Below are 20,028 nucleotides of genomic sequence, written 5' to 3' on the forward strand. Positions count from 1 at the left end.
GAGCCTGGCCACAGAGCTCCACAAGTCGTACCGGGGAATGGGTCTTGAGCTCTTGTCGGTCGTTGTCAGACCAGCAGGTCGACGGCGGCGGCCAGGTCGTCGACGACGGCGGTGGCCGCGGGTTCGTCCGGGGCGGCCGCGTATTCGCCGGTGCGGACGCGGATCGATCGTGCGCCGAGGGCGGTCGCGATCGCCACGTCCTTGCCGGGCCGGTCGCCCACCATGACGAGGTCCTCCGGAGCGACGCCGAGGAGCCCGGCGGCGTGCCGCAGGCCGTCCGGGTGCGGTTTGCGGGTGGAGCGGCCGCCCAGCTCGTCGGTGATGACGATGGCGCTGAACCAGCCGGACAGCCCGGTGGCGGCCAGCTTGGCCCGCTGGATCAGCGGGTTGCCGTCGGTCAGGCAGACCAGCGGGTACCGCTCGCGCAGCCGCGCGAGCGCCGCCGTCGCGCCCGGATAGCGGGGCAGACGCCGCGGCTGGTACGCGGTGAACGCCGCGACCAGTGCCGGGATCAGCTCGCCGGCCCGTTCGGGTGCCAGGCCGTAGGCGGCCAGCGCCCGGTCGATGGTGCCGCCCTGGTCGGACCCGGCGAGGAGCTGGCGGCGGACCGCCCGGCCGAGCCGGATCGGGTCCAGCCCGGCGGCGGCGCCGGCCCGGCCGACCGCGCGGGCCGCGCCGTACAGGTACGCGGCCTGCGGATACAGCGTGTCGTCGAGATCGAGGACGACGGCGGCCGGCGGCCGGCCCAGCAGGGTCAGGCCGCCCATGGCAGCCGCCCGTCGGTGTAGTCCGGCTCGTCCAGGGCGAGCAGCGCGTCCATCGACTGTTCGGCGAGCAGCCGCGCGATCCGGGTTCCGGTGTGGCCGTCGCCGTACGGGCACGGCAGCTGTGCGATGCGGGCCAGTTCGGCGGGGGCACTGAGCCGGTGCGCGGCGGCGACCGCCCGGCCGGCCTCGTCGTCGGAGGTGATGCCGGTGAGCACGGCTGCGCCGGCCTCGACACCCTCCCAGCGCGGGGTGGAGCGGCGCAGCACCACCACGGGCACGCCCAGGTAGGCCGCCTCCTCCTGGAGCCCGCCGGAGTCGGTCACCACGACCCGGCTGTGTGCCAGGGCGGGCAGCAGGTCGTCGTACGGAAGCGGGTCCTCGCAGACGACGCCGGGCAGCGCGGTGAGCCGGTCGAGCAGGCCGTGCTGGGCCAGGCGCATGCGGGTGCGCGGATGGATCGGGAAGCGGACCGGGCCGATCGCGGTGAGCCGGCCGACCACGTCGACCAGGCGCGCGAGCCGGGCCGGGTCGTCGACGTTGGAGGCCCGGTGGGCGGTGACCAGCACGCCGGTGCGGTCGGCGGGCGGGACCGGGCGGATCCCGCGCTCGCGCAGCGCGTCGACGACCGGGTTGCCGACCACGAAGATCCGTTCCTCGGCGATCCCCTCACCGGCCAGGAACGCGGCGGCGCGCGCGGTCGGCGCGAAGTGGAGCTGAGCGGTGGCCGCTGCCACCCGGCGGTTGATCTCCTCCAGGCTGCGCGGGTTGAAGCTGCGCAGCCCGGCCTCGAGGTGCGCGAACGGCACGCCGGCGGCGCGGGCGGCGAGCGCGTAGGCCGGCACGGTGTGGGTGTCGCCGAGCGCGAGCACGAGGTCGAGGTCGGCCGGGTGCGCCGCGAGCGCCTCGGTGGCGCCGCTGACCAGCGCGGCGAGGCGGCTGGAGCCGGCGGCCGGGGTGAGCCGCACGTCGGCGGTCAGCCCCAGCGCCCGCTGCACGTCGATGCTCATCGCGGCGTCCTGGTGCTGGCCGGTGTCGACCGTGGTCACGTGGTGGCCGGCCGCGCGGAGCGCGTGCACGACCGGGGCCAGCTTGATCACCTCGGGGCGGGTGCCGAACGGCACCATGATCCGGCGGTTCATCGGGCGAGCTCCGACTCGGACGTCACGGCCGGGGCCGCAGTCTCCTCCGCGGGGTAGAAGACCTCGGAGAAGTGCCGGGCCATTCGCAGGCCGTCCTGGAAGGACAGCGCCGGCAGCTTCGCGTCCGGCTCCAGGATGCCCTTGACGTACGTGTTGACCACGTCCGCCCCGGCCGCGAGCGTCAGCGGCAGCCCGCCGGAGAACCGGGGGTTCACCTCGACGACGGTCACCTCACCGCTGTCGGCCACGAAACCCTGCACGTTGGCCGGACCGGCGTGCCGCACCGCGCGCAGCGTCGCCGCCACCGCCTCGGCCACCGCGTCCGAGGTGAACGTGGTGCCCTGCACCGAGATGCCGCCGCGGGTCTCCTCCCGCCACCGGGGCACGCAGGCCACCATCGTGCCGTCCCGGTCGATCAGCGCGTCGGCGGTGAACTCCCGCCCGGTCAGCCGGGTCTGCACGATCGCACCGGGCACGGTCTCGAGGGCGTGCGCCAGCTCGCGCAGGTTGTCGGCGAACATGACGTCCCGGCTGCCACGGCCACGGGCCGGCTTGATCACCCATGGGCCGGGCACCCGGATCGCCTCCTCCGGAGTGGCGGCGGTCATCGGGTGCGCCACCCCGGCCGCGTGCAGCGCGGCGGCGAACTCCACCTTGTCGAGACAGACGTCGGCGTGCTCGGGCAGCCAGGTCCGGGTGCCGAGCTCGGCGAGCCGGTCGGTGAGCGGGGCCAGCGCGGCGTACTCCTCGGCGACCGTGCAGACCAGGGCGGCCGGGCGGTGCTCGGCGATCAGGGCGATCAGGGCGTCGGCGTACCCGGGCTGGTCGGCGCGGGGCAGCACGGCGGCGTGGCCGGCCAGCCGCAGGCCGACGGCGTCCGGGTTCGCGTCGAGCGCGAGCACGTCCTCGCCGGCCGCCCGCAGGGCGTGGATCACCGCGACCCCGGCCGGTCCGCCGGCACCGGTCACGGCGATCAGCCGGCCGGTGGACGGCCGCTGCTGGGGAGCGCGCATCAGCCAGGCCCGGGCCCACAGGCGCAGGGCGAGCACGTCGGCGGAGTGCAGCGGCTCCCACTGGCGTTCGGCGACCGCGTCGGCGAGGGCGTCCAGCACCATCGGCTCGGTCTCGTACTGGGCGACCGCCAGCAGCGTGGCGGTGTGCACCGACAGGCCCTTGGCGGCCAGCCCACGGACGATCTCGGCGCGGCGGCCGGGGCCCTCGTGCCCCACCCGGTAGTCGATGCGCCGCCGCTCACGGTTCTGGGCCAGGCGCCGCGACAGCGCCTTGGGCAGGATCCGGCGGTGGACGAACGCGGCGACCCGAACCCGCGGTGCCTTCGGTTCGGCCTCGACCGGCACCCGGTGGCCCAGCCCGGGGCGGGCCCAGGCGGCGGGGCGGTCGGCGGTGTGCCGTCCGGAGCGGTCCTGCTCGGCGAGCTGCGCGTCATACATAGTCAGTCCGATCATGATGAGCAATCCGAAAAGGGTGTAGGCGAAGTTCAGAGCCGAGCCGATCCAGTCGTGGAAGAAGATCAGCGCGTCCACCGCGAAGAAGCGGCCGGCCAGCAGGGACAGCACCAGGCGGACCTGGTTGGCGACGAGAATGAAGAAGCACGCGGCGAGGAGACCGAACAGGGCCTGGTGCCGCTCCCGCAGCGCCACTGCGGCGAGCGCGGTCAGCGCCAGGACGCTGCTGAGGATGGTGCAGGAACCGGACATCTCGGCGACGACCGGCTCCATCCCCGGCCCGAAGACCACGAAGGCGTTGCCGAGCACCCCGGAGATCCGGTCCACGCCGAGGAAACCGAGGATGTTCGCGGCGAGCGCCACCTCGAAGTGCCGGAGGTGGTCGACCAGCAGCAGATAGCCGGCGATACAGCCGGCCACCGCGGCGGCCATCTCGAGCATCACGAGCCGGCGACGGCGGACCGTCGAACTGGCGCGACGGCGCCGGGCCTCCCGCTCCAGCGTGCGGTCCAGCCACCCGATCTCCGGCGCGCTCATCCGACCGACTCGAGTTCCGGGGCGTCCGCGACCACCGACGTCGCGCCGGAGCGTGCGGTCTTCGACCAGGTGTACGTGGTGCCGAGCATGCCCTCGAAGTACGCCTTGGTGGCCGTCATGATCGACATGCCGAACGCCGGGATGAAGCCGACCAGCGTCCACACCGCGCGTCGCTCCACCCGGCCCAGCACCAGGCCCACCGCCAGCTCACAGAACGGGCCGGCGAACAGCAGGGCGGACAGCGACACCATCTGGATCACCGACGAGTTGCCGAGACCGATCGCGTGCAGGGCGATCAGCAGCAGGCCCATCCCACAGAGCACCGGAACGTGGTAAACCCACAGGAAAAGCATCGTCTCGACCTTTTCCATCACCGACAGGTGCGGGGTACGCAGGATCGCCCGCCAGTAGTCACGCAGGCACTTCTGGTGCCCCCGTGCCCACCGGTACCGCTGCTTCCAGAAGCGCTGCGACGAGAGCACCGCCTCCTCGAAGTCGACCGCCGACGGGTCGTAGCGCACCCGGTAGCCGTCCAGCAGCAGGCGCAGGGTCAGGTCGGTGTCCTCGGTGACGGTGTCCGGGTTCCAGCCGCCCAGCGCCCGGATCAGCGACGTGCGTACCGCGCAGTTCGCCCCGCCGTACGCGGGCAGCTCGAACAGCGCCTGCCGGCCGTACTCGTTGACCAGGTAGCCGGAGAGGTAGTCGATGAAGATCGTGGAGGCCAGCGACGACTCGACACCGTTGCGGACCACGCAGCGACCCATCACCGCGCCGACCCGCGGGTCCCGGAAGTGCCGGGAGAGCCGGCGCAGTACGCCCGACTCCGGCTGGTGGTCGGCGTCGAAGATCACCGCGATCTCGGAGTCGGTCAGCGCCAGCGCGTCGTTGAGCGCCCCGGACTTGCCGCCGCCAGCGCCCGGCTCGCGGTGCAGCACCCGCAGGCGCGGGTCGGCGACCGCCCAGGCGTCCAGCCGGGCGCCGGTGCCGTCGGTCGACGCGTCGTCGACCACCACGACGGTCAGCGCGTCCGGCGGGTAGTCGAGTGCCAGCAGCGCGGCCACCATGCCGTCCACCACCAGTTCCTCGTCCTTGCAGGCGACCAGCACGGCGATCGTCGGGACGTAGGTCTCGATCCCGACCAGTGGCGCGTTCACATCGTGTTCGGCCCACCGGGCGGCGGCCACCGCGAATCCCAGGTGCCGGAAGAAGAAGATCAGGAAGACCACGTTCAGGGTGGTGGCGAGGCAGCCCAGCGTCCGGTCGACGCCGAACAGCAGCAGCGCCGCCACGAGCACCCCGAAGTGCGTGGCCAGGGCACGCCGGTAGCTGTCCCGCGCCGCGGGACCGTGGCCCGCCTGGTGCGGGACGCCGGTGTTCATGTCGAACCATGCCTCTGCAACGCCGTCGTGAACGCCGGCACCTCGGCGAGGGCCAGCGGCAGCTGAGGCGGGGGCGACAGATCCCACACGAAGCGGGACGGTACGAAGGCCTCGGCGAACCGGACCCGGGCCTGCGCGCCGAAGTGCCGGGCCGAGGCGGCCACCACCTCGGGATCGACCATCGCCGAGCTCTCCACCTGGCTGGTGTGGCAGGACAGCGCGGCGAGCTTGCGGTCCAGGTGGGCGGAGATGTCGACGTACAGTGACGGCTCGAAGCGGGTGGTGGACGGGCTGCGGTAGTGCAGCACCCGCCGGTTGTGCCGGGCCGCGGAGATCGTCGCCGCGGCGATCGCGCGGTGGTCCTGGTGCGAGTCGTCCGGAGCGTGCACGTAGACGACGTCCGCCTCGGTCTGGCGGATCGCGTCCTCGATCAGCGCGATCGTCCCCGCGTCGGCCTGCACCGCGCAGTCCTGCAGACGCCCCCAGATCAGCAGGCAGTCCAGGCTGCGCGCGGCCGCCTCGGACTCGGCCTGCCGCCCGGCGACCAGCCCGGGACCGTTCTGCCCGCCGGTGACCACCAGCATGGTCACCGCGTCGCCGGCCGCCCGGTGCGCGGCGAGGGCGCCGCCGCAGCCGAGCTCGATGTCGTCGGGGTGTGCCCCGACCGCCAGTACGCTGCGCATCATCACGTTCAGGCCGCCTTTCGACGCTTACGCCAGAGCACGAACAGGGCAACTAGCCCGGCGAGCAGGAGCGCGACCAGCGGGCCGGCACCGTTGCCGCCGGCGGGCAGCATGACGTCGCTGCCGCAGGAGGACTGGTTCCAGTAGCCGCTGGCCGTCTTGCCGCCGACCCGCCAGACCACCGTGGTGTCCTTGCTGATCCAGTCGGTCGCGAAGGTGGCCGGGTGGGCACCCGGCTCGAATTCGGTGGTCACCAGGCCCAGAGCGCTCGGCGTGCTGCCGCTGGTCACCTCGAGGCGGTTGTTGGGGCCGGCCGGGATGGTGCCCGGCACGGAGGCGTTGCTGGTGTAACCGAAGACCGCCCGGTAGGTGTTGTCCTTGCCGTTCTTGAGCACGCAGTTGCACGTCGGCGTCCCGGGCAGCGTCTCCCAGATGGCCGCCACCGCGGGGCTGGCGGTCAGCGCCACCGTGGCGACGATGGCCACGACCAGCGCGGCGGCGCCGGCGGCGAGCAGACCGGCCCGGCGGCGCCGGAACGGGTTCACGAGCGGCATGGACTTCCTCCGCGGTCAGGGCTGTTGACTTCTGACCGATCGGCCGCCGCTCTACGCCGTATGAGTGCCAACCGGTTGCGGCGCCGCTCGAACCGACCGCCGGGCCGTCTGAATCCGCTGTGATCCCCGCGACCTACGCCCGAACCACAGCGGCATCGGCCGAGTCAGACCATTTGACGATGATCGTGCCGGTGATGAAGTAGCCGTTCGCCTCGACCTGTGTCGCCACGTCGAGCTCGACCGAGGTCGCGTTGACCCGCAGCAGGTGAGCCTCCCAGTACGAGTAGCGAAGTTCCCGCAGCCACGCGTCCTTGATCTCGGTAGCCACCCGGTGCGGTGAGGCCGCCTGTTCAGCGAGGCAACGCGCCGTCAGTTGACGGGCCGGCTCCGGACTGCTTTCCACCGTCACCCTCCGAATCGACGGGCAGCGCCAGAGGTAGTGGTCGAAATCGATTTCCATGCCCGACAGGTTGTCTGGATCCGCCGGCTGCGCCATGGCGGCGACAGCACTCACCGCATCGACGAACGCTGCGGCTGTCGCGCCGTCCTGCCCGTCGAATCGCGGGGCGACCGGGGTGACCTCCTCCCACCAGGCTTTACCGGAGCGGCGCCGCCACCAGTACATGACGGTTCGGTCCTCGGGCCAGAGAGCCAGGCTCCCGCCCCGCGGCTCGAACCGGTCGCGGCCGGCCTCGATGGGTCGCCAGAAGGGTGCCCGGTCGAAGTCCGCGACGTCGGCCTCGCGGCCGGAGCCCGATGCGGCGAAGCTCCGCTGAGCTTCGATCAAGGAAGATTCGTTCGCGCCGCCCGACCGGTACGGCCAGCGGAGCTGGTGGACGTCGTCCTCCCAGCCGCACACCGCGCAGATCTCATGAGATCCGGGTGGCCCCGACAAAGTCAGGTATCCGCAGCACACACAGGCGTAGGGGACGTCCATGGGGCCCACCCTGCACGACGCTTCCCGGGATCGGAAATCGTTTACTCAGATGAGTAGCCGGGTTGCCAAGGTTCGGCTCGTATGGCGCTCATCTCTGCTCCGGCGGCGCGCCGGAGCAGTTCGAAGGCGTCTTCGCGGGGTACGCCGGTCCGGCGAAACGCGTTGCCGCCCGGCTCGCCGGATGCGGCCTGTGGTCGAGCGGTGAACCCCGAGCCGCGCCGTCAGCCGACAGGTCCGCCGTCCCCCGTTGAACGACGGCCCGCGGCCGAGGCGAGTCAGCCCGGCCGGGGACCTGACCGGCGCCGGGCCAGGCAATGATGTCGAAGCCGGCGGGTTTCGGTGGGTCGCCGTGGTCTGGAACGGCACAAATCCGGGAGGTGAAACCGCCGGGGATCTTGCCGGCCCTGCGTGGGGAGTGAACTCAGGCGGCGTCGGCGATGATCACCTCGGTGCCGGTGCGACGGATGGCGTCGATGCCGGCCGGGTCGGCGGTGGCGTCGGTGACCAGGGTCGCGACGTCGGTGACCGGGCAGATGCCGGCCAGGCAGACCTTGCCGACCTTGGAGCCGTCGGCGACCACGATCACCCGGTCGGCGCGGTGGATCATCGTGGCGTTGGTGTTCGCCTCGATCTCGTCGTGTGTGGTCAGGCCGCCGCGGGCGCTGATCCCGTCGACGCCGACGACCGCGACCGCCATGTTCAGGCCGCGCAGCGCGTTGTCGGCGATCGGGCCGACCAGTTCGTAGGACTGGGTGCGGGAGACCCCGCCCGTCATGATCAGTTTCAGCCGGGGGCGCAGGGCGAGTTCGGCGGCGATGTTCAGCGCGTTGGTCACCACGGTCAGGTCGACCCGCTCGGCGAGCAGCCGGGCGAGCAGGTGGGTGGTGGTGCCGCCGGTCAGGCCGAGCGTGAGCGGGCCCTTGGGCAGCAGCTTCGCGACCGTGCGGGCGATCAGCGTCTTCTCCTCGCGGTGCTGGCCGGTGCGGTAACGGACCGGCAGCTCGTACGCGACGTCGACGGCGACCGCGCCGCCGTGGGTGCGGGACAGCAGCCGCTGGTCTTCGAGAGCCTGCAGGTCACGCCGGATGGTGGCGGGCGAGACCGCGAATTCGTCGGCGAGCTGACCGGCGTCGACCGACCCGCTGGCGGTGATCCGTTCGAGGATGGCCGACACGCGGTCGGCCCGGCGCAGAGAGGACATGGGACCTTTTCCAGTGGATGATCAAACGCGCAGTCAATATAGTTCGTTTTCGAGGAATCCTTGCACGAGCGTGCATGCGGCCGGAAAATCCGCCAATGACCGTGATCGCTTTTCTGGGCGCCGGCAGCGTGGTCTTCACACGTGAACTGCTGGCGGACCTCCTCTCCTTCGATGAGCTGCGCGACGTCACCCTGGCCCTGCACGACATCGACCCCGAACGTCTGGAGACGGCGGAGCTGATCGCCCGGCGGACCGCGGCGCAGCTCGGTGCGAACCCGGTGGTGACCGCCCACCTCGACAGGAGGGAGGCGCTCGAGGGCGCCGATTTCGTGGTCAACGCGATCCAGGTCGGCATGTACCCGGCGACCGTCCGGGACTTCGAGATCCCCGCGCGGTACGGCCTGCGCCAGACGATCGCCGACACGCTCGGCGTCGGCGGGATCTTCCGCGCCCTGCGCACGTTCCCGGTGCTCGACGGGATCGCGGCGGACATGCGTGAGCTGTGCCCGGACGCCTGGCTGCTCAACTACACCAACCCGATGGCGATGAACGTCGCCTACCTGGGTGCGATCGCCCCCGATCTCAAGGTGGCCGGGCTCTGCCACTCGGTCTTCTGGACCGTGCACGACCTGGCCGCCCTGCTCGGCGTCCCGCACGAGGAGATCGATTACACCGGTGCCGGCGTCAATCATCAGGCCTGGCTGCTGCGCTTCGAGCACCGCGGTGAGTCGCTCTACCCGAGGCTCGACGAGTTGCTCGAGCGGGACGACTCGCTGGGCCGGCGGGTGCGGATGGACATGTACCGGCGGCTCGGCTACTTCCCGACCGAGACCAGCGAGCACTCGTCCGAGTACGTGCCCTGGTACCTGCACCACGACAGCGAGATCGAGCGCCTGCGCATCCCGGTCGGCGACTATCTGCGGATCAGCGCGGAGAACGTCGCCGAGTACCGGGAGACCCGCCGATCCCTGCTCGCCGGGGAGCCGCTCGACCTGACCCGCGCGGCCACCGAGTACGCCCCGCAGGTCATCCACAGCATGGTCACCGGCGTGCGGCGCCGGATCCACGCCAACGTGATCAACGCCGGCCTGATCACCAACCTGCCCGAGGGGTACGCCGTCGAGGTCCCGTGCGCCGTCGACCGGGACGGACTGCACCCCGAGCGCGTCGGCGACCTGCCACCCCAGTGCGCGGTGCTGAACCGCGCGTTCGCGGGCGTCGGCGAGTTGACCGTGCGGGCCGCGCTCGACGGCGACCCGCGGCTGGTCCGCCAGGCCGCGATGGCCGACCCGAACACCGCCGCCACCCTCACCGTGGACGCCATCTGGGCACTGTGTGACGAGTTGACGACCGCGCACGGCGACCTGTTGCCGGCCGGACTGCGAGCCTGAACGCGCACTGCCGAATGCTCGTTTGCTGCGCACATCTTGCAAAGCGAGCACAAACGAGCATAATCCATGAGCATGAATGACACGCTCGCCGAAGTCGCCAGCCAGCCCGCCGTGTGGCGGCGGACCGCCGAGCTCGCCGCCCGGGCGAGCCGGGAACTGGGCGCTCCCGGGGAGCGGATGCTCCTGCTCGGCTGCGGCACCTCGTGGTTCGTCGCGCAGAGCATCGCCGAGCTGCGCGAGAGCGCCGGGCTCGGCGAGACCGACGCGGTCTGCGCCTCCGAATACGTGCCGCGCCGGCGCTACGACCGGGTCGTCGCGATCACCCGCTCGGGCACGTCGACCGAGGTGCTCGAGGCGCTGCGCCGGGTTCCGGCGGGCACCCGCCGGATCGCGGTCACCGCGGTGCGCGGCGAGCCGGTCGACGACCTGACCGACGCGCGGCTGCTGCTGGACTTCGCCGACGAGCGCAGTGTGGTGCAGACCCGGTTCCCGACGGCGGTGCTGGCGCTCACGCGTACGGCGTACGGGAAGAAAGATCTTGAATTGATCGTCGCCGACGGCGACGCCGCGCTCGCCGCGCCGCTGCCGGCCGACCCGGCGGAGATCGACCACCTGGTGTTCCTCGGCACCGGATGGACCGTCGGCCTCGCCCACGAAGCCGCGCTGAAGGTCCGCGAGGCGGCCCAGGCCCACACGGAGTCCTACCCGGCGATGGACTTCCGGCACGGGCCGGTCGCGGTGGCCGGGCCACGCAGCCTGATCTGGTCGCTCGGCGACGTGCCCGCCGGGCTCGACGAGGTGGCCCGGCGGGCCGGCGCCACCGTGCACCGCGACGACCTCGACCCGCTCGCGCAGCTGGTCCTGCTGCACCGTTTCGCCCTCGCCCTGGCCGCCCACCGCGGCCTCGACCCCGACCGCCCCCGCCTTCTCACCAGATCCGTGGTCCTCACCTGACCGGAGGAGATGCCCGAGATGAAGACCGGCCTGCTGATCGGCGGCTCGGCCGCCCTGTTGCTGCTGACCGCCTGCATGGGCGGCACGGCCGCCCCCGACAAGGACGCGGCCGCCGGGTGGGACCCGGACGCCGCCGTCGAGATCACCTGGTGGACCGGGCAGACCGAGGAGGCCGAGAAGGTCGCCGAGCGGCTCGCCGCCGAGTACCACGCCGCCCACCCGAACGTCACGATCAGGACCTCGTCGGGCGCGCCGACCACCGACGACCTGCTCACCAAGCTGTCCGCCGGTTTCACCGGCGGCAACTACCCCGACATCTCGTACGCCTACGGCAGCTGGGCCGGTGACCTGGGGGCGGGCGGGAAGACCCAGGACCTGACCTCGTACGTGCAGGATCCGTCCTTCAAATGGGAGGAGATGCCGGCGGCGGCGCGGCAGGTGGCCACCGCGGACGGCAAGGTGATCGGCGTCCCGGCGCTGGTCGACAACATCGCGCTGCTCTACAACCCGGCGCTGTTCGACAAGGCCGGGGTCGCCTACCCGACCGACCAGTGGTCGTGGGAGGACTTCCGCTCGGCGGCTCGGAAGCTGACCGACCCCGCCAGCAACACCTACGGCACCGCGTACTCGGTCTCCGGCAGTGAGGACACCACCTGGCACCTGTGGCCGCTGCTCTGGCAGAACGGCGGGCAGATCCTCGACGGCAACAAGCCGGCCTTCAACTCCGACGCCGGGGTGAAGGCCCTGGAGACGCTGCGGCAGATGGCAGTCGACGACAAGTCGATGTACCTGGACCAGACCGACGAGCGCTACTGGCGGCTGTTCAACAGCGGACGGATCGCGATGATGATGTCCGGGCCGTGGTCGATGCTGGACGCCAAGGAGGCGAAGCTGAACTACGCCGTGGTGAACCTGCCGGGCGTCGACGGGGACCACCAGACCGTCTCGGGGCCGGACCTCTGGGTGCTGTTCGACCACGCCGACGCCAACCGGGCCGGTGCGGCGCGCGCCTTCATCACCTGGCTGACCAGCTCTGCCGTGGACGTGCGATGGAACCTCGCGGTCGGCAACCTGCCGCTGCGGTCGACCGAGAAGGACACCGGAGAGTTCGCGGCCTACGTCAAGGAGTACCCGGGCGGGCAGAAGTTCTTCGACAACCTGGCCAACGCCAAGCAGGCCCGACCGACCGTACCCGGTTACGAGGAGCTGTCCCGCAACGTCGGCGACGCGATCGCCGCCGTCCTGCAGGGCCGCGCGCAGCCGAAGGCGGCCCTCGACGCCGCCGCCAAGAAGTCCGAGTCCGCCCTGGTGAACTGATGGCCGGAGTCACCTTCGCGCTCGCCCGGCCGCTCGCCGCGCCGAGGGCCAGGCGGCGCCTCGATCTGACCGGCTGGGCCTTCGCCGGGCCCGCCACCCTGGTCGTCGTCGGGCTCTCGCTCTTCCCGGCGGTGTGGGCGTTCTTCATCTCCCGCGCCAAGTGGAACGGCGTCGCGCCCGGCGTCCCGGTCGGCTGGGGCAACTACCAGCGGCTCGTCCAGGATCCGGACCTGCTCGCCGCGGCCCGGCACACCCTGCTGCTCACCGTCCTCTTCGTACCCGCCTCGATCATCCTGGGCATCGTCGTGGCGATCGCGCTCAACCAGAAGATCCGGCTCATCGGGTTCTACCGGACCTGCATCTTCGTGCCGTACGTCGCCTCCGCGGCGGCCACCGGCATCCTCGCCACGTTCGTCTTCAACCCGCAGTTCGGCGCGGCCGACGAGGTGTTGCGGCGCCTGGGCGTGCCGGCCCAGCAGTTCCTGGAGAGCCCGTCCCAGGCGCTCTTCGTGATCGTCCTGATCGCGCTCTGGGGCGAGGTCGGCTTCACCACCGTCGTCTACCTGGCCGCGCTCCAGGACATCCCGCGCGAGCTGGTGGAGGCGGCGACGATGGACGGCGCCGGGCGGTGGCGGGTGTTCCGCCACGTCACGCTCCCCGAGCTGCGCCCGGTGACGGTCTTCGCCGCGGTCTGGCAGACCATCACCGCGGTGCAGCTGTTCGACCTGATCTACACGACCACCCGGGGCGGGCCGCTAAACAGCACCCAGACGATCGTCTACTACATCTACGAGCTGGCATTTCAGACCCAGCGACTGGGGTACGGCGCGGCCGCCGCGTACCTGCTGTTCGTGGTGACGCTGCTGCTCACCCTGGGGATCATCTGGTACAGCCGACGGCGTGGCTCGGAGGTGTTCTAGCGATGCGGAAACTCCCGTTCAGCCCGTGGCATCTGCTGCTGATGCCGCTCGCGCTGCTGTTCGTACTGCCGCTGGTCCAGATGGTGCTCACCTCGTTCATGAGCAACGCGGAGATCAACCAGTTCCCGCCGAAGCTGATCCCGAGCAGCCTGCACCTCTCGGGCTGGCGGGCCCTGCTCGCCGAGACGTCGGCACCGCGCTGGCTGCTGAACTCGATCATCGTCTCCGCCGTCTCGGTCACCGCGCACCTGGCGCTCTGCTCCACCGCCGGCTACGGCTTCGCCCGTCTCAGGTTCGCCGGCCGCGGCGTGGCGTTCCTGGCCGTCGTCGCCACCGTGATGATCCCGATCCAGCTGCTGATGATCCCGACCTACCTGATGTTCGCCCGGATCGGCATCATCGACACCCTCGCGGCGGCGTTCGTGCCCTGGCTGGCGTCGGCGTTCGGCATCTTCCTGATGCGCCAGTTCTTTCTGTCCCTGCCCGCCGAACTGGAGGAGGCGGCGCTGATCGACGGCTGCGGGCGCTGGCGGACGTTCCGCAGCATCGTGCTTCCGCTGGCCCGGCCGGCGCTGGCGACCCTTGCCGTGTTCACCCTGCTCTCCAGCTGGAACGACCTGCTCTGGCCGTTGATCGCGATCTCCGACGACAGCCGGTTCACGTTGCAGGTCGGGCTGGCCGGGTTCCAGGGCACCCGGCACACCGAATGGTCGCAGTTGATGGCGGGCAACGTGCTGGCCACGATGCCGCTGATCCTGGCGTTTCTGCTGGCCCAGCGTCGCTTCGTCGCCACGATGAGCCTGACCGGCCTGAAAGGTTAGTCCGCGAAGTCGTCAAGGGTGGGCTGGGCGGCGGTGCCGCCGGCCGCGCGCGTGCTCAGCGAGCCGGCCGCGGCCGCCCAGGCCACCGCCTCCCGCACCGAGCGGCCGGAGAGGCAGGCGGCGAGGAAACCGGCGTTGAAGCTGTCCCCGGCACCGACCGCGTCGACCACCTCGACCGGGCGGGCCGGCGCGGTGGACTCGCCCCCCGGCCACCAGGCCCGGGCGCCGCGGATCCCGTCCTTCATCACCACGATCGTGCCGGCGGCCACCAGCTTCTCCGGGCCGTCTCCGCCCGTGATCGCGTGCAGTTCGGCGGAGTTGGGCAGGAACACGTCGGTGTGCGGGAGGATCTCCGGGACCCAGTCCCAGCGCTCGGCCGGATCCCAGTTCGTGTCCAGGGAGGTGGTCAGCCCCAGCTCCCGGGCGCGGGCGAAGACCGGGGCCAGGCCCTCGGCGAGGTCCGGCTGCAGGTAGAGCGACGCGACGTGGACGTGCCGGGCGCGGCCGAGCAGAGCATCGGTGACGTCGGCGGGGCGCAGGGCGGCGATGGTCCCGGGCAGGGTGAGCATGGCGCGGTCGTCCGCCTCGTTGAGGATCACGGTCAGGCCGGTGGGGACGCCGGCGGCCGGTGCGGTGATGATCCGTACGTTCCGGGCCCTCAGCTGGTCGCGGACGATCTCGCCGAAGAGGTCGTCCCCGATGGCGGTGAGCAGGGCGGTCCGCAGCCCGAGCCGGGCGCACCCGGTCGCGGTGATCGCCGCGGAGCCGCCGAGCACGAGGTCGGCGCCGGTCAGCAGCTGCTCCTGCTGGCCGAAGCGCGGGCGCACGTCGCCGCGCAGCACCAGATCCGGGTTGGCGTCGCCGACCACCAGCACGTCAAATTCCCGCATCCACGCCTCCAATGCTCATATGGACAGTCCAGATGCACGATACGCGCACGAACCTCTATTGACACTGCTCGTTCGCTCAGTTTCAATCGAGCCAGCCGATCATCGCCCAGCCGGTACCCAGTCCGGCAACCGTTCGCCAGGGCTCTGCCTGCAGCCCGAGGCGGGGCAGATCCTCTCCGCGGAAGCCCGACATGATCGTCACCGTCACCCTCAATCCCGCGCTCGACCTGACCTATCCGGTCGACGCCCTCGTCCCGCACCGCACGCACCGGATCACCGAGGTGGCCGAACGCGCCGGCGGCAAGGGCCTCAACGTCGCCCGGGTGCTGCACGCGCTCGGCGAACCCGTACTGGCCACCGGGCTGCTCGGCGGACCGACCGGGGACGTCGTCGCCGGGCTGCTGGAGGCCGACGGGGTGCCGGACTCGTTCACCCGGATCGCCGGCGACACCCGGCGGACCGTCGCGGTCGTCGACCAGGTCGACGCGACCGGCTTCTGGGAACCCGGGCCGGTGGTCCCGGCCGCGGAATGGTCGCGGTTCGTCGCTCACTTCCGCGGTCTGATCGGCGAGGCCTCCGTGGTCACGCTCTGCGGGTCGCTCCCGCCGGGAATACCGATCGACGCGTACGCCGTACTGGCGCGCGTGGCGGCCTCGGCGGGCGTGCCGGTCCTGCTGGACACGAGCGGTCCCGCGCTCCGGGCGGGTCTGGCCGCCGGCCCGGCGATCGCCAAGCCGAACGCCGCCGAGCTGGCGGCGCTGGACCCCGACTGGAACGCGGCCACGCTGCGGGCTCTGACCAGCGGTTCCGTCGTCGTCACCGACGGGGCGGCGGGACTACGCGCGATCACGCCGGACGCGGAGTTCCGATGTGTACCGCCGGTTCCGGTCACCGGGAATCCGACCGGGGCCGGGGATGCCTGCGCGGCGGCGCTGGCCCGAGGTCTGCGGGACGGGACCGAGTGGCCCGGGATGCTGGCCGACGCCGTCGCGCTGGGGGCGGCGGCGGTGGCCAGCCCGGTCGCCGGAGCCTTCGACCCGGGCGTCTACCGGGAGCTGCGGTCCGGGATCGGCACATGCTGACCCCGACCGGTGAACTGGTCGCGGACGTGCGGGCCCGGGGCGGCGCGGCCTGCGCGTTCAACGTGATCACCGTGGAGCACGCGGAGGCGATCGTCACCGGCGCGGAGGCGGCCGGGTGCCCGGTGATCCTGCAGATCAGCGAGAACGCGGTGCGTTTCCACCACGGGCGGCTGGCCCCGATCGCCGCCGCGGCGCGGGCCGTCGCCGTCGCCGCCGGCGTGCCGGTCGCGCTGCACCTGGACCACATCGAGTCGGCCGAACTGCTGGAGCAGGCCGCGCCTAACGGCTTCGGCTCGGTCATGTTCGATGCGTCCAGACTGCCGTACGAGGCAAACGTCGTGGCGACCGCGCGGGCCGCCGCGGCCTGTCACGCCGCGGGCCTCTGGGTCGAGAGCGAACTCGGCGAGGTCGGAGGCAAGGACGGCGCACACGCGCCGGGCGTCCGGACCGATCCGGCGGAGGCGGCCGCCTTCGTCGCCGCGACCGGGGTCGACGCGCTCGCCGCCGCGGTGGGCTCGTCGCACGCGATGCGGGAGCGCACGGCCCGGCTCGATCAGGACCTGATCGTCCGGCTGCGGGAAGCGGTCGGCGTGCCGCTGGTGCTGCACGGGTCGTCGGGGGTGCCGGATGCGGAACTGGTCGCTGCGGTGCGGGCCGGCATGGTCAAAATCAACATCGGGACCGCCCTCAACAACGCGTTCACCGGCGCGGTGCGGGCGACTCTGGACGATCGGCCGGACCTGATCGATCCCCGGCGCTACCTGACCCCGGCCCGCGCCGCGATGGCCACAACGGTCACCGCGGCGCTGCGCCTGCTGACGCCGGTGTTGTATCCGGAATAATCCTCGGGTGCCTTCTATCTATGACGTCGCCACCTGGGAGCCGGTGCTCCGGATCGTCCGCGCCGGGCTCGCCGAGGGTGGCTTCTACGCGGGTTTCGCCAGTCGCGGTGCGGCCAGCTTGCCGGGGCCGGCGCCGGTTCCGCGGAACGGCCGGGCCCTGCTGGTGGAAGACATGCGGGAGCAGTGGGACGCGCTGCAGTCGCTGCAGTCCGCGCTGGCGGCCGATGGCCTCGAACTCATCTCGTACCTGGTGGAGGAGTCGGCGCTGCACCTGTTCATCCCCGGTCCCGCGGTGGAGCCGGGCCCCGGCGCCCACCCGGGCGCGCTTCTGCTGGTCGAGGGCGCGGTCCCGGAGCCCTGGCGTCGGCTCCCCGATCCGGCGCCCGGCTCGGCGCCGGCACCCACCGCCGATCCGGTCCTGCTGGAGCGCGTGTTGCGGGAGCGGCTTGCGTCGTCCATCGGCGCGTCCGAGGCGGAGATCGCCGCGGCGGAGGCTCAGCTCGGGGTCGCCCTACCGGAGGAGCTCAAGGCGGTCTACCGGGTGACGCGAGCGCGATGGGAGGACTACGGCGACGACTACGACGCCTCGGACCGACAGGCCAGGGCGGTCGGCTGCGAGCTCTACCCGATCGACGGGCTGTCCATCGTGGACGCGGCCGCGCGACCGGCCCCGTGGGCGGCCGCGGCGAGGGAGGCCGCCGTCACCGCACCCGGCGCCGAGGTGCAGGGACTGGCCGGCTCACCCGGCTGGATCGCCTTCGGTGGCACCGGTGGCGGCGACCATTACGCGATCGACCTGACCCCCGGCCCGGGCGGCCACCTGGGCCAGGTGATCCTGATCGACCATGAGCAGTACGTCGGAGCCTCGCTGGTCGCCTCGTCGCTGACCGATTTTGTGCAGGGCCGCCGGGTGGACCCGCCTGCGGACCGCGCCGGGGCGCCGGTTGTGGCGCACGTCAACAGTGCGCATTCGACCAGTATCGAGGCGGCCGTGCACCCCGATCTGGAAGTTCTGAACATCGGCTTCTGGAACGGTGAGCCGCTCCGTCTCGCTCCGCTCGCGGGGCTGCCACGGCTGCGGACGCTCACCGTGCAGCCGGGCGCCCTCGCCGATCCGCTGGAGATCGCCGGCCTGACCCGCCTGGAATACCTCAGCCTGGGACTCGCCGAATGGCGGACCCTGCTGGACGCCGGGGCGGTGCCGCGCACCCTGGCCGCGGCCGGCTTCGAGCTGCGCAATGGCCAGCACCCGATCCCGGTCGTGGAGATCGCCAACGAGCTGCTCGCACTCTGGGACCGGCCGCTGATCACCCAGGTCACTCTCGGCGCTCAGGCCGACGGGCTCGTACCGGGGAGGGGATGATCCAGGGGTGGAAGCTCACCTGAGCCCGACCGTGCTCGACGGCGGGGACCGTCGCTGCGTGGTGCTGCTGATCGAGCTGCGGCGCCTGATCGCGACGCTGCCGCCGGGCGCGGTGGTGCACCTGATCGCCATGGATCCGGCGGCACCCCTGGACCTGCCGGCCTGGTGCCACCTGACCGGGCACACCTATCTCGGGCCGGTTCCGGGAGATCGGCCCACCTACGGGGTCGAGGTCGCGGCGGGCGCCAGGCCCACCGACGCCGATCGCCCGTGGCGCCCCGCCACGGCGTGAGCCGCCGGTCCGGTTGAGGGGACGGAAACCGGACATACCCGATGGAGGGTGCTGGCGTGGATCATTGAGGGTGAATGGTCACCCTTCTTCGGCCCCGAGGATGTGCGATATCCGTGCTTGATCTCGACCGGTACTTCCTGGAGTTCGAAGCCGAAACGGCCAGATTGGCCGAGTTGGCGCGCGACGCGGACGTTCAGCAGCCGATCCCGACCTGTCCTGGCTGGACGTTCGAGCAGTTGGTCGGGCATGTCGGCCGTGGGCACCGCTGGGCGGCCGAGATCGTCCGGCGGCGCTTGCCGGAGCCGATCCCGATGGGGGAGGTGGTCGTCCCCGCCGGCCCGGATGAGCGAGGCGAGTGGTTGATCGAGGGCGCCCGGATGCTTGCCGACGCGGTGCGGGACACGGGGCCGGAGCAGCAGGTGTGGACGTGGCGGAAGGACCGGTCGGCGGGCTTCTGGCTCCGCAGGATGCTCCACGACGAGGTGGTGCACCGCTTCGACGCCGAACTGGCGCTGGGCATCGAGGGAGACCTGGCCGCGGACCTGGCCGCCGACGGGGTGTCCGACATGCTGGATACCGCCGCGATTCTCTCCAGGCCGGACATCGGCGTGTCGAGCGCTTTCGCCGCCTTGGCGGGTACCGGTGAGTCCCTGCGGTTCGTCGCCACGGACGCGGACCACGAGTGGCTTGTCACTCGCAGCCCGGCCGGTGTCACCTGGCGGCAGGGCCACGACGCGGCGGACGTCACGGTACGTGGGTCTGCCTGCCGGCTGCTTCTCCTGCTCAACCGGCGTCTGCCGGTGGGAACGGCGGGCGTTGAGATCGTCGGCGATCGGGCGATCCTCGACCACTGGTGGTCGAACAGCGAATTCTGACTGGCACGACCGGCGCTCCGGCCGGAAAGATCGGGCCGGAGCGCTGATCATCAGCGTTCCGGCCCGGTCGGTGTGGTTCGGGTCAGTTGACCTTGGCGTCGTTGACCGAAGGGTCGTCGGCCGAACCGGCCCCGCCGCCGGTGTTCTCGCCGGCCTTCGTCATGCTCGCCTTGACGGCGTCGGTGTCCTTGCAGGACGTCTGGAACTTGAGGATCGCCGAGCTGACCCCGGCGACCAGGACAGCCTCGTCCGGATTGCCGGCCGCCGACTCCGCCCGCTGCACGGCCCCGGCGAGCAGATCGGAGGCCGCGGTGATGATCGTGCTCTCGGAGGTCTTACCGAGAGTGACGATCTGCTTCGCGGTGGCGACGTCGAGGTCGCGCCCGTTCTGCCCCCGGACCGCCTGTTCGGCCACCGTGCACGCCCCGGCGGTCCCGTTGTCGAGGCCGGCCATGTTCGCTGCCCCGGCCGCGGTAGCGGTCGTCGGGGTCTCTTCGCTGTTAGCGCAGCCGGTGATCGCCAGGAGGGTGCACGTGGCGACAGCTGCGATGGTGGATCCACGCATGGGTCGGAAGGTTACCGGCGCGCGGGTGCGATCGACGGATCTGGGTTGCTCAG

At 71.9% G+C, this 20,028-nt stretch carries 21 protein-coding genes; 10 read left to right on the top strand and 11 right to left on the bottom strand.

The window, feature by feature from the left end:
• Nucleotides 1–65 precede the first annotated feature (65 nt).
• The 8 genes from CHC09_RS14750 to CHC09_RS14785 form a co-directional block, all read right to left on the bottom strand.
• Complete coding sequence (locus tag CHC09_RS14750) at nucleotides 66–767, bottom strand: HAD family hydrolase (RefSeq protein ID WP_089293621.1); 702 nt, start codon at nucleotides 765–767, stop codon at nucleotides 66–68.
• Nucleotides 755–1,906, bottom strand: a complete 1,152-nt coding sequence (wecB, locus tag CHC09_RS14755; protein WP_089293622.1) for a non-hydrolyzing UDP-N-acetylglucosamine 2-epimerase — start codon at nucleotides 1,904–1,906, stop codon at nucleotides 755–757. Before wecB ends, CHC09_RS14750 begins: the two co-directional genes overlap by 13 nt.
• Nucleotides 1,903–3,909: an ATP-grasp domain-containing protein gene (locus tag CHC09_RS14760; protein WP_089293623.1), complete on the bottom strand. Its 2,007-nt coding sequence runs from the start codon at nucleotides 3,907–3,909 to the stop codon at nucleotides 1,903–1,905. The genes wecB and CHC09_RS14760 overlap by 4 nt, the downstream gene beginning before the upstream one ends.
• Nucleotides 3,906–5,288: a glycosyltransferase family 2 protein gene (locus CHC09_RS14765; protein ID WP_089293624.1), complete on the bottom strand. Its 1,383-nt coding sequence runs from the start codon at nucleotides 5,286–5,288 to the stop codon at nucleotides 3,906–3,908. The genes CHC09_RS14760 and CHC09_RS14765 overlap by 4 nt, the downstream gene beginning before the upstream one ends.
• Nucleotides 5,285–5,974, bottom strand: a complete 690-nt coding sequence (locus CHC09_RS14770) for a PIG-L deacetylase family protein (protein WP_239138304.1) — start codon at nucleotides 5,972–5,974, stop codon at nucleotides 5,285–5,287. Before CHC09_RS14770 ends, CHC09_RS14765 begins: the two co-directional genes overlap by 4 nt.
• Before the next feature lie 5 nt (nucleotides 5,975–5,979).
• The gene (locus CHC09_RS14775; RefSeq protein ID WP_089293626.1) at nucleotides 5,980–6,525 is read right to left on the bottom strand and encodes a hypothetical protein; all 546 of its coding nucleotides are present in this window, start codon (nucleotides 6,523–6,525) and stop codon (nucleotides 5,980–5,982) included.
• A gap of 133 nt (nucleotides 6,526–6,658) precedes the next feature.
• Nucleotides 6,659–7,462: a CPCC family cysteine-rich protein gene (locus CHC09_RS14780; protein ID WP_089293627.1), complete on the bottom strand. Its 804-nt coding sequence runs from the start codon at nucleotides 7,460–7,462 to the stop codon at nucleotides 6,659–6,661.
• Nucleotides 7,463–7,883: 421 nt separating this feature from the next.
• Nucleotides 7,884–8,663, bottom strand: a complete 780-nt coding sequence (locus tag CHC09_RS14785; RefSeq protein WP_089293628.1) for a DeoR/GlpR family DNA-binding transcription regulator — start codon at nucleotides 8,661–8,663, stop codon at nucleotides 7,884–7,886.
• A 95-nt stretch (nucleotides 8,664–8,758) separates the two neighbouring features.
• Between CHC09_RS14785 and melA the strand changes: the two genes are divergently transcribed.
• From melA to CHC09_RS14810, 5 genes are all read left to right on the top strand, one after another.
• On the top strand, nucleotides 8,759–10,054 hold the full coding sequence (gene melA, locus CHC09_RS14790; protein WP_089293629.1) for an alpha-glucosidase/alpha-galactosidase: 1,296 nt from the start codon (nucleotides 8,759–8,761) through the stop codon (nucleotides 10,052–10,054).
• Nucleotides 10,055–10,126: 72 nt separating this feature from the next.
• Nucleotides 10,127–11,008: an SIS domain-containing protein gene (locus tag CHC09_RS14795; protein ID WP_089293720.1), complete on the top strand. Its 882-nt coding sequence runs from the start codon at nucleotides 10,127–10,129 to the stop codon at nucleotides 11,006–11,008.
• Between the two features lie 18 nt (nucleotides 11,009–11,026).
• On the top strand, nucleotides 11,027–12,325 hold the full coding sequence (locus tag CHC09_RS14800) for an ABC transporter substrate-binding protein (protein WP_239138282.1): 1,299 nt from the start codon (nucleotides 11,027–11,029) through the stop codon (nucleotides 12,323–12,325).
• A complete protein-coding gene (locus CHC09_RS14805) occupies nucleotides 12,325–13,245 on the top strand; it encodes a carbohydrate ABC transporter permease (protein WP_089293631.1) in 921 nt (306 codons plus the stop codon). Before CHC09_RS14800 ends, CHC09_RS14805 begins: the two co-directional genes overlap by 1 nt.
• A 2-nt stretch (nucleotides 13,246–13,247) precedes the next feature.
• A complete protein-coding gene (locus CHC09_RS14810) occupies nucleotides 13,248–14,066 on the top strand; it encodes a carbohydrate ABC transporter permease (protein WP_089293632.1) in 819 nt (272 codons plus the stop codon).
• On the opposite strand, the gene CHC09_RS14815 is transcribed toward CHC09_RS14810, so the two are convergent.
• Together CHC09_RS14815 and CHC09_RS48405 are read right to left on the bottom strand one after the other, a co-directional pair.
• The gene (locus CHC09_RS14815; RefSeq protein ID WP_089293633.1) at nucleotides 14,063–14,956 is read right to left on the bottom strand and encodes a carbohydrate kinase family protein; all 894 of its coding nucleotides are present in this window, start codon (nucleotides 14,954–14,956) and stop codon (nucleotides 14,063–14,065) included. The two genes, CHC09_RS14810 and CHC09_RS14815, sit on opposite strands and share 4 nt — an antisense overlap.
• Before the next feature lie 82 nt (nucleotides 14,957–15,038).
• Nucleotides 15,039–15,164 (bottom strand): hypothetical protein, encoded by a 126-nt coding sequence (locus CHC09_RS48405; protein ID WP_275407869.1) that lies wholly within the window; start codon nucleotides 15,162–15,164, stop codon nucleotides 15,039–15,041.
• On the opposite strand from CHC09_RS48405, the gene CHC09_RS14820 reads away from it, so the two are divergent.
• The 5 genes from CHC09_RS14820 to CHC09_RS14840 all read left to right on the top strand — a co-directional run bounded on the left by CHC09_RS14820 (nucleotide 15,148) and on the right by CHC09_RS14840 (nucleotide 19,410).
• The gene (locus CHC09_RS14820) at nucleotides 15,148–16,038 is read left to right on the top strand and encodes a 1-phosphofructokinase family hexose kinase (RefSeq protein ID WP_089293634.1); all 891 of its coding nucleotides are present in this window, start codon (nucleotides 15,148–15,150) and stop codon (nucleotides 16,036–16,038) included. The two genes, CHC09_RS48405 and CHC09_RS14820, sit on opposite strands and share 17 nt — an antisense overlap.
• Complete coding sequence (locus tag CHC09_RS14825) at nucleotides 16,032–16,880, top strand: class II fructose-bisphosphate aldolase (RefSeq protein WP_089293635.1); 849 nt, start codon at nucleotides 16,032–16,034, stop codon at nucleotides 16,878–16,880. Before CHC09_RS14820 ends, CHC09_RS14825 begins: the two co-directional genes overlap by 7 nt.
• A gap of 7 nt (nucleotides 16,881–16,887) precedes the next feature.
• Complete coding sequence (locus CHC09_RS14830) at nucleotides 16,888–18,243, top strand: SMI1/KNR4 family protein (protein ID WP_089293636.1); 1,356 nt, start codon at nucleotides 16,888–16,890, stop codon at nucleotides 18,241–18,243.
• A gap of 7 nt (nucleotides 18,244–18,250) precedes the next feature.
• Nucleotides 18,251–18,535, top strand: coding sequence for a sulfurtransferase TusA family protein (locus CHC09_RS14835; protein WP_203833120.1), 285 nt, complete (start codon nucleotides 18,251–18,253; stop codon nucleotides 18,533–18,535).
• A gap of 113 nt (nucleotides 18,536–18,648) precedes the next feature.
• On the top strand, nucleotides 18,649–19,410 hold the full coding sequence (locus CHC09_RS14840) for a maleylpyruvate isomerase family mycothiol-dependent enzyme (protein ID WP_179277095.1): 762 nt from the start codon (nucleotides 18,649–18,651) through the stop codon (nucleotides 19,408–19,410).
• Between the two features lie 82 nt (nucleotides 19,411–19,492).
• On the opposite strand, the gene CHC09_RS14845 is transcribed toward CHC09_RS14840, so the two are convergent.
• Nucleotides 19,493–19,975, bottom strand: a complete 483-nt coding sequence (locus CHC09_RS14845; RefSeq protein ID WP_089293638.1) for a hypothetical protein — start codon at nucleotides 19,973–19,975, stop codon at nucleotides 19,493–19,495.
• Nucleotides 19,976–20,028 lie beyond the last annotated feature (53 nt).

This window comes from Actinoplanes regularis (assembly GCF_900188005.1).
Lineage (GTDB): Bacteria > Actinomycetota > Actinomycetes > Mycobacteriales > Micromonosporaceae > Actinoplanes > Actinoplanes regularis.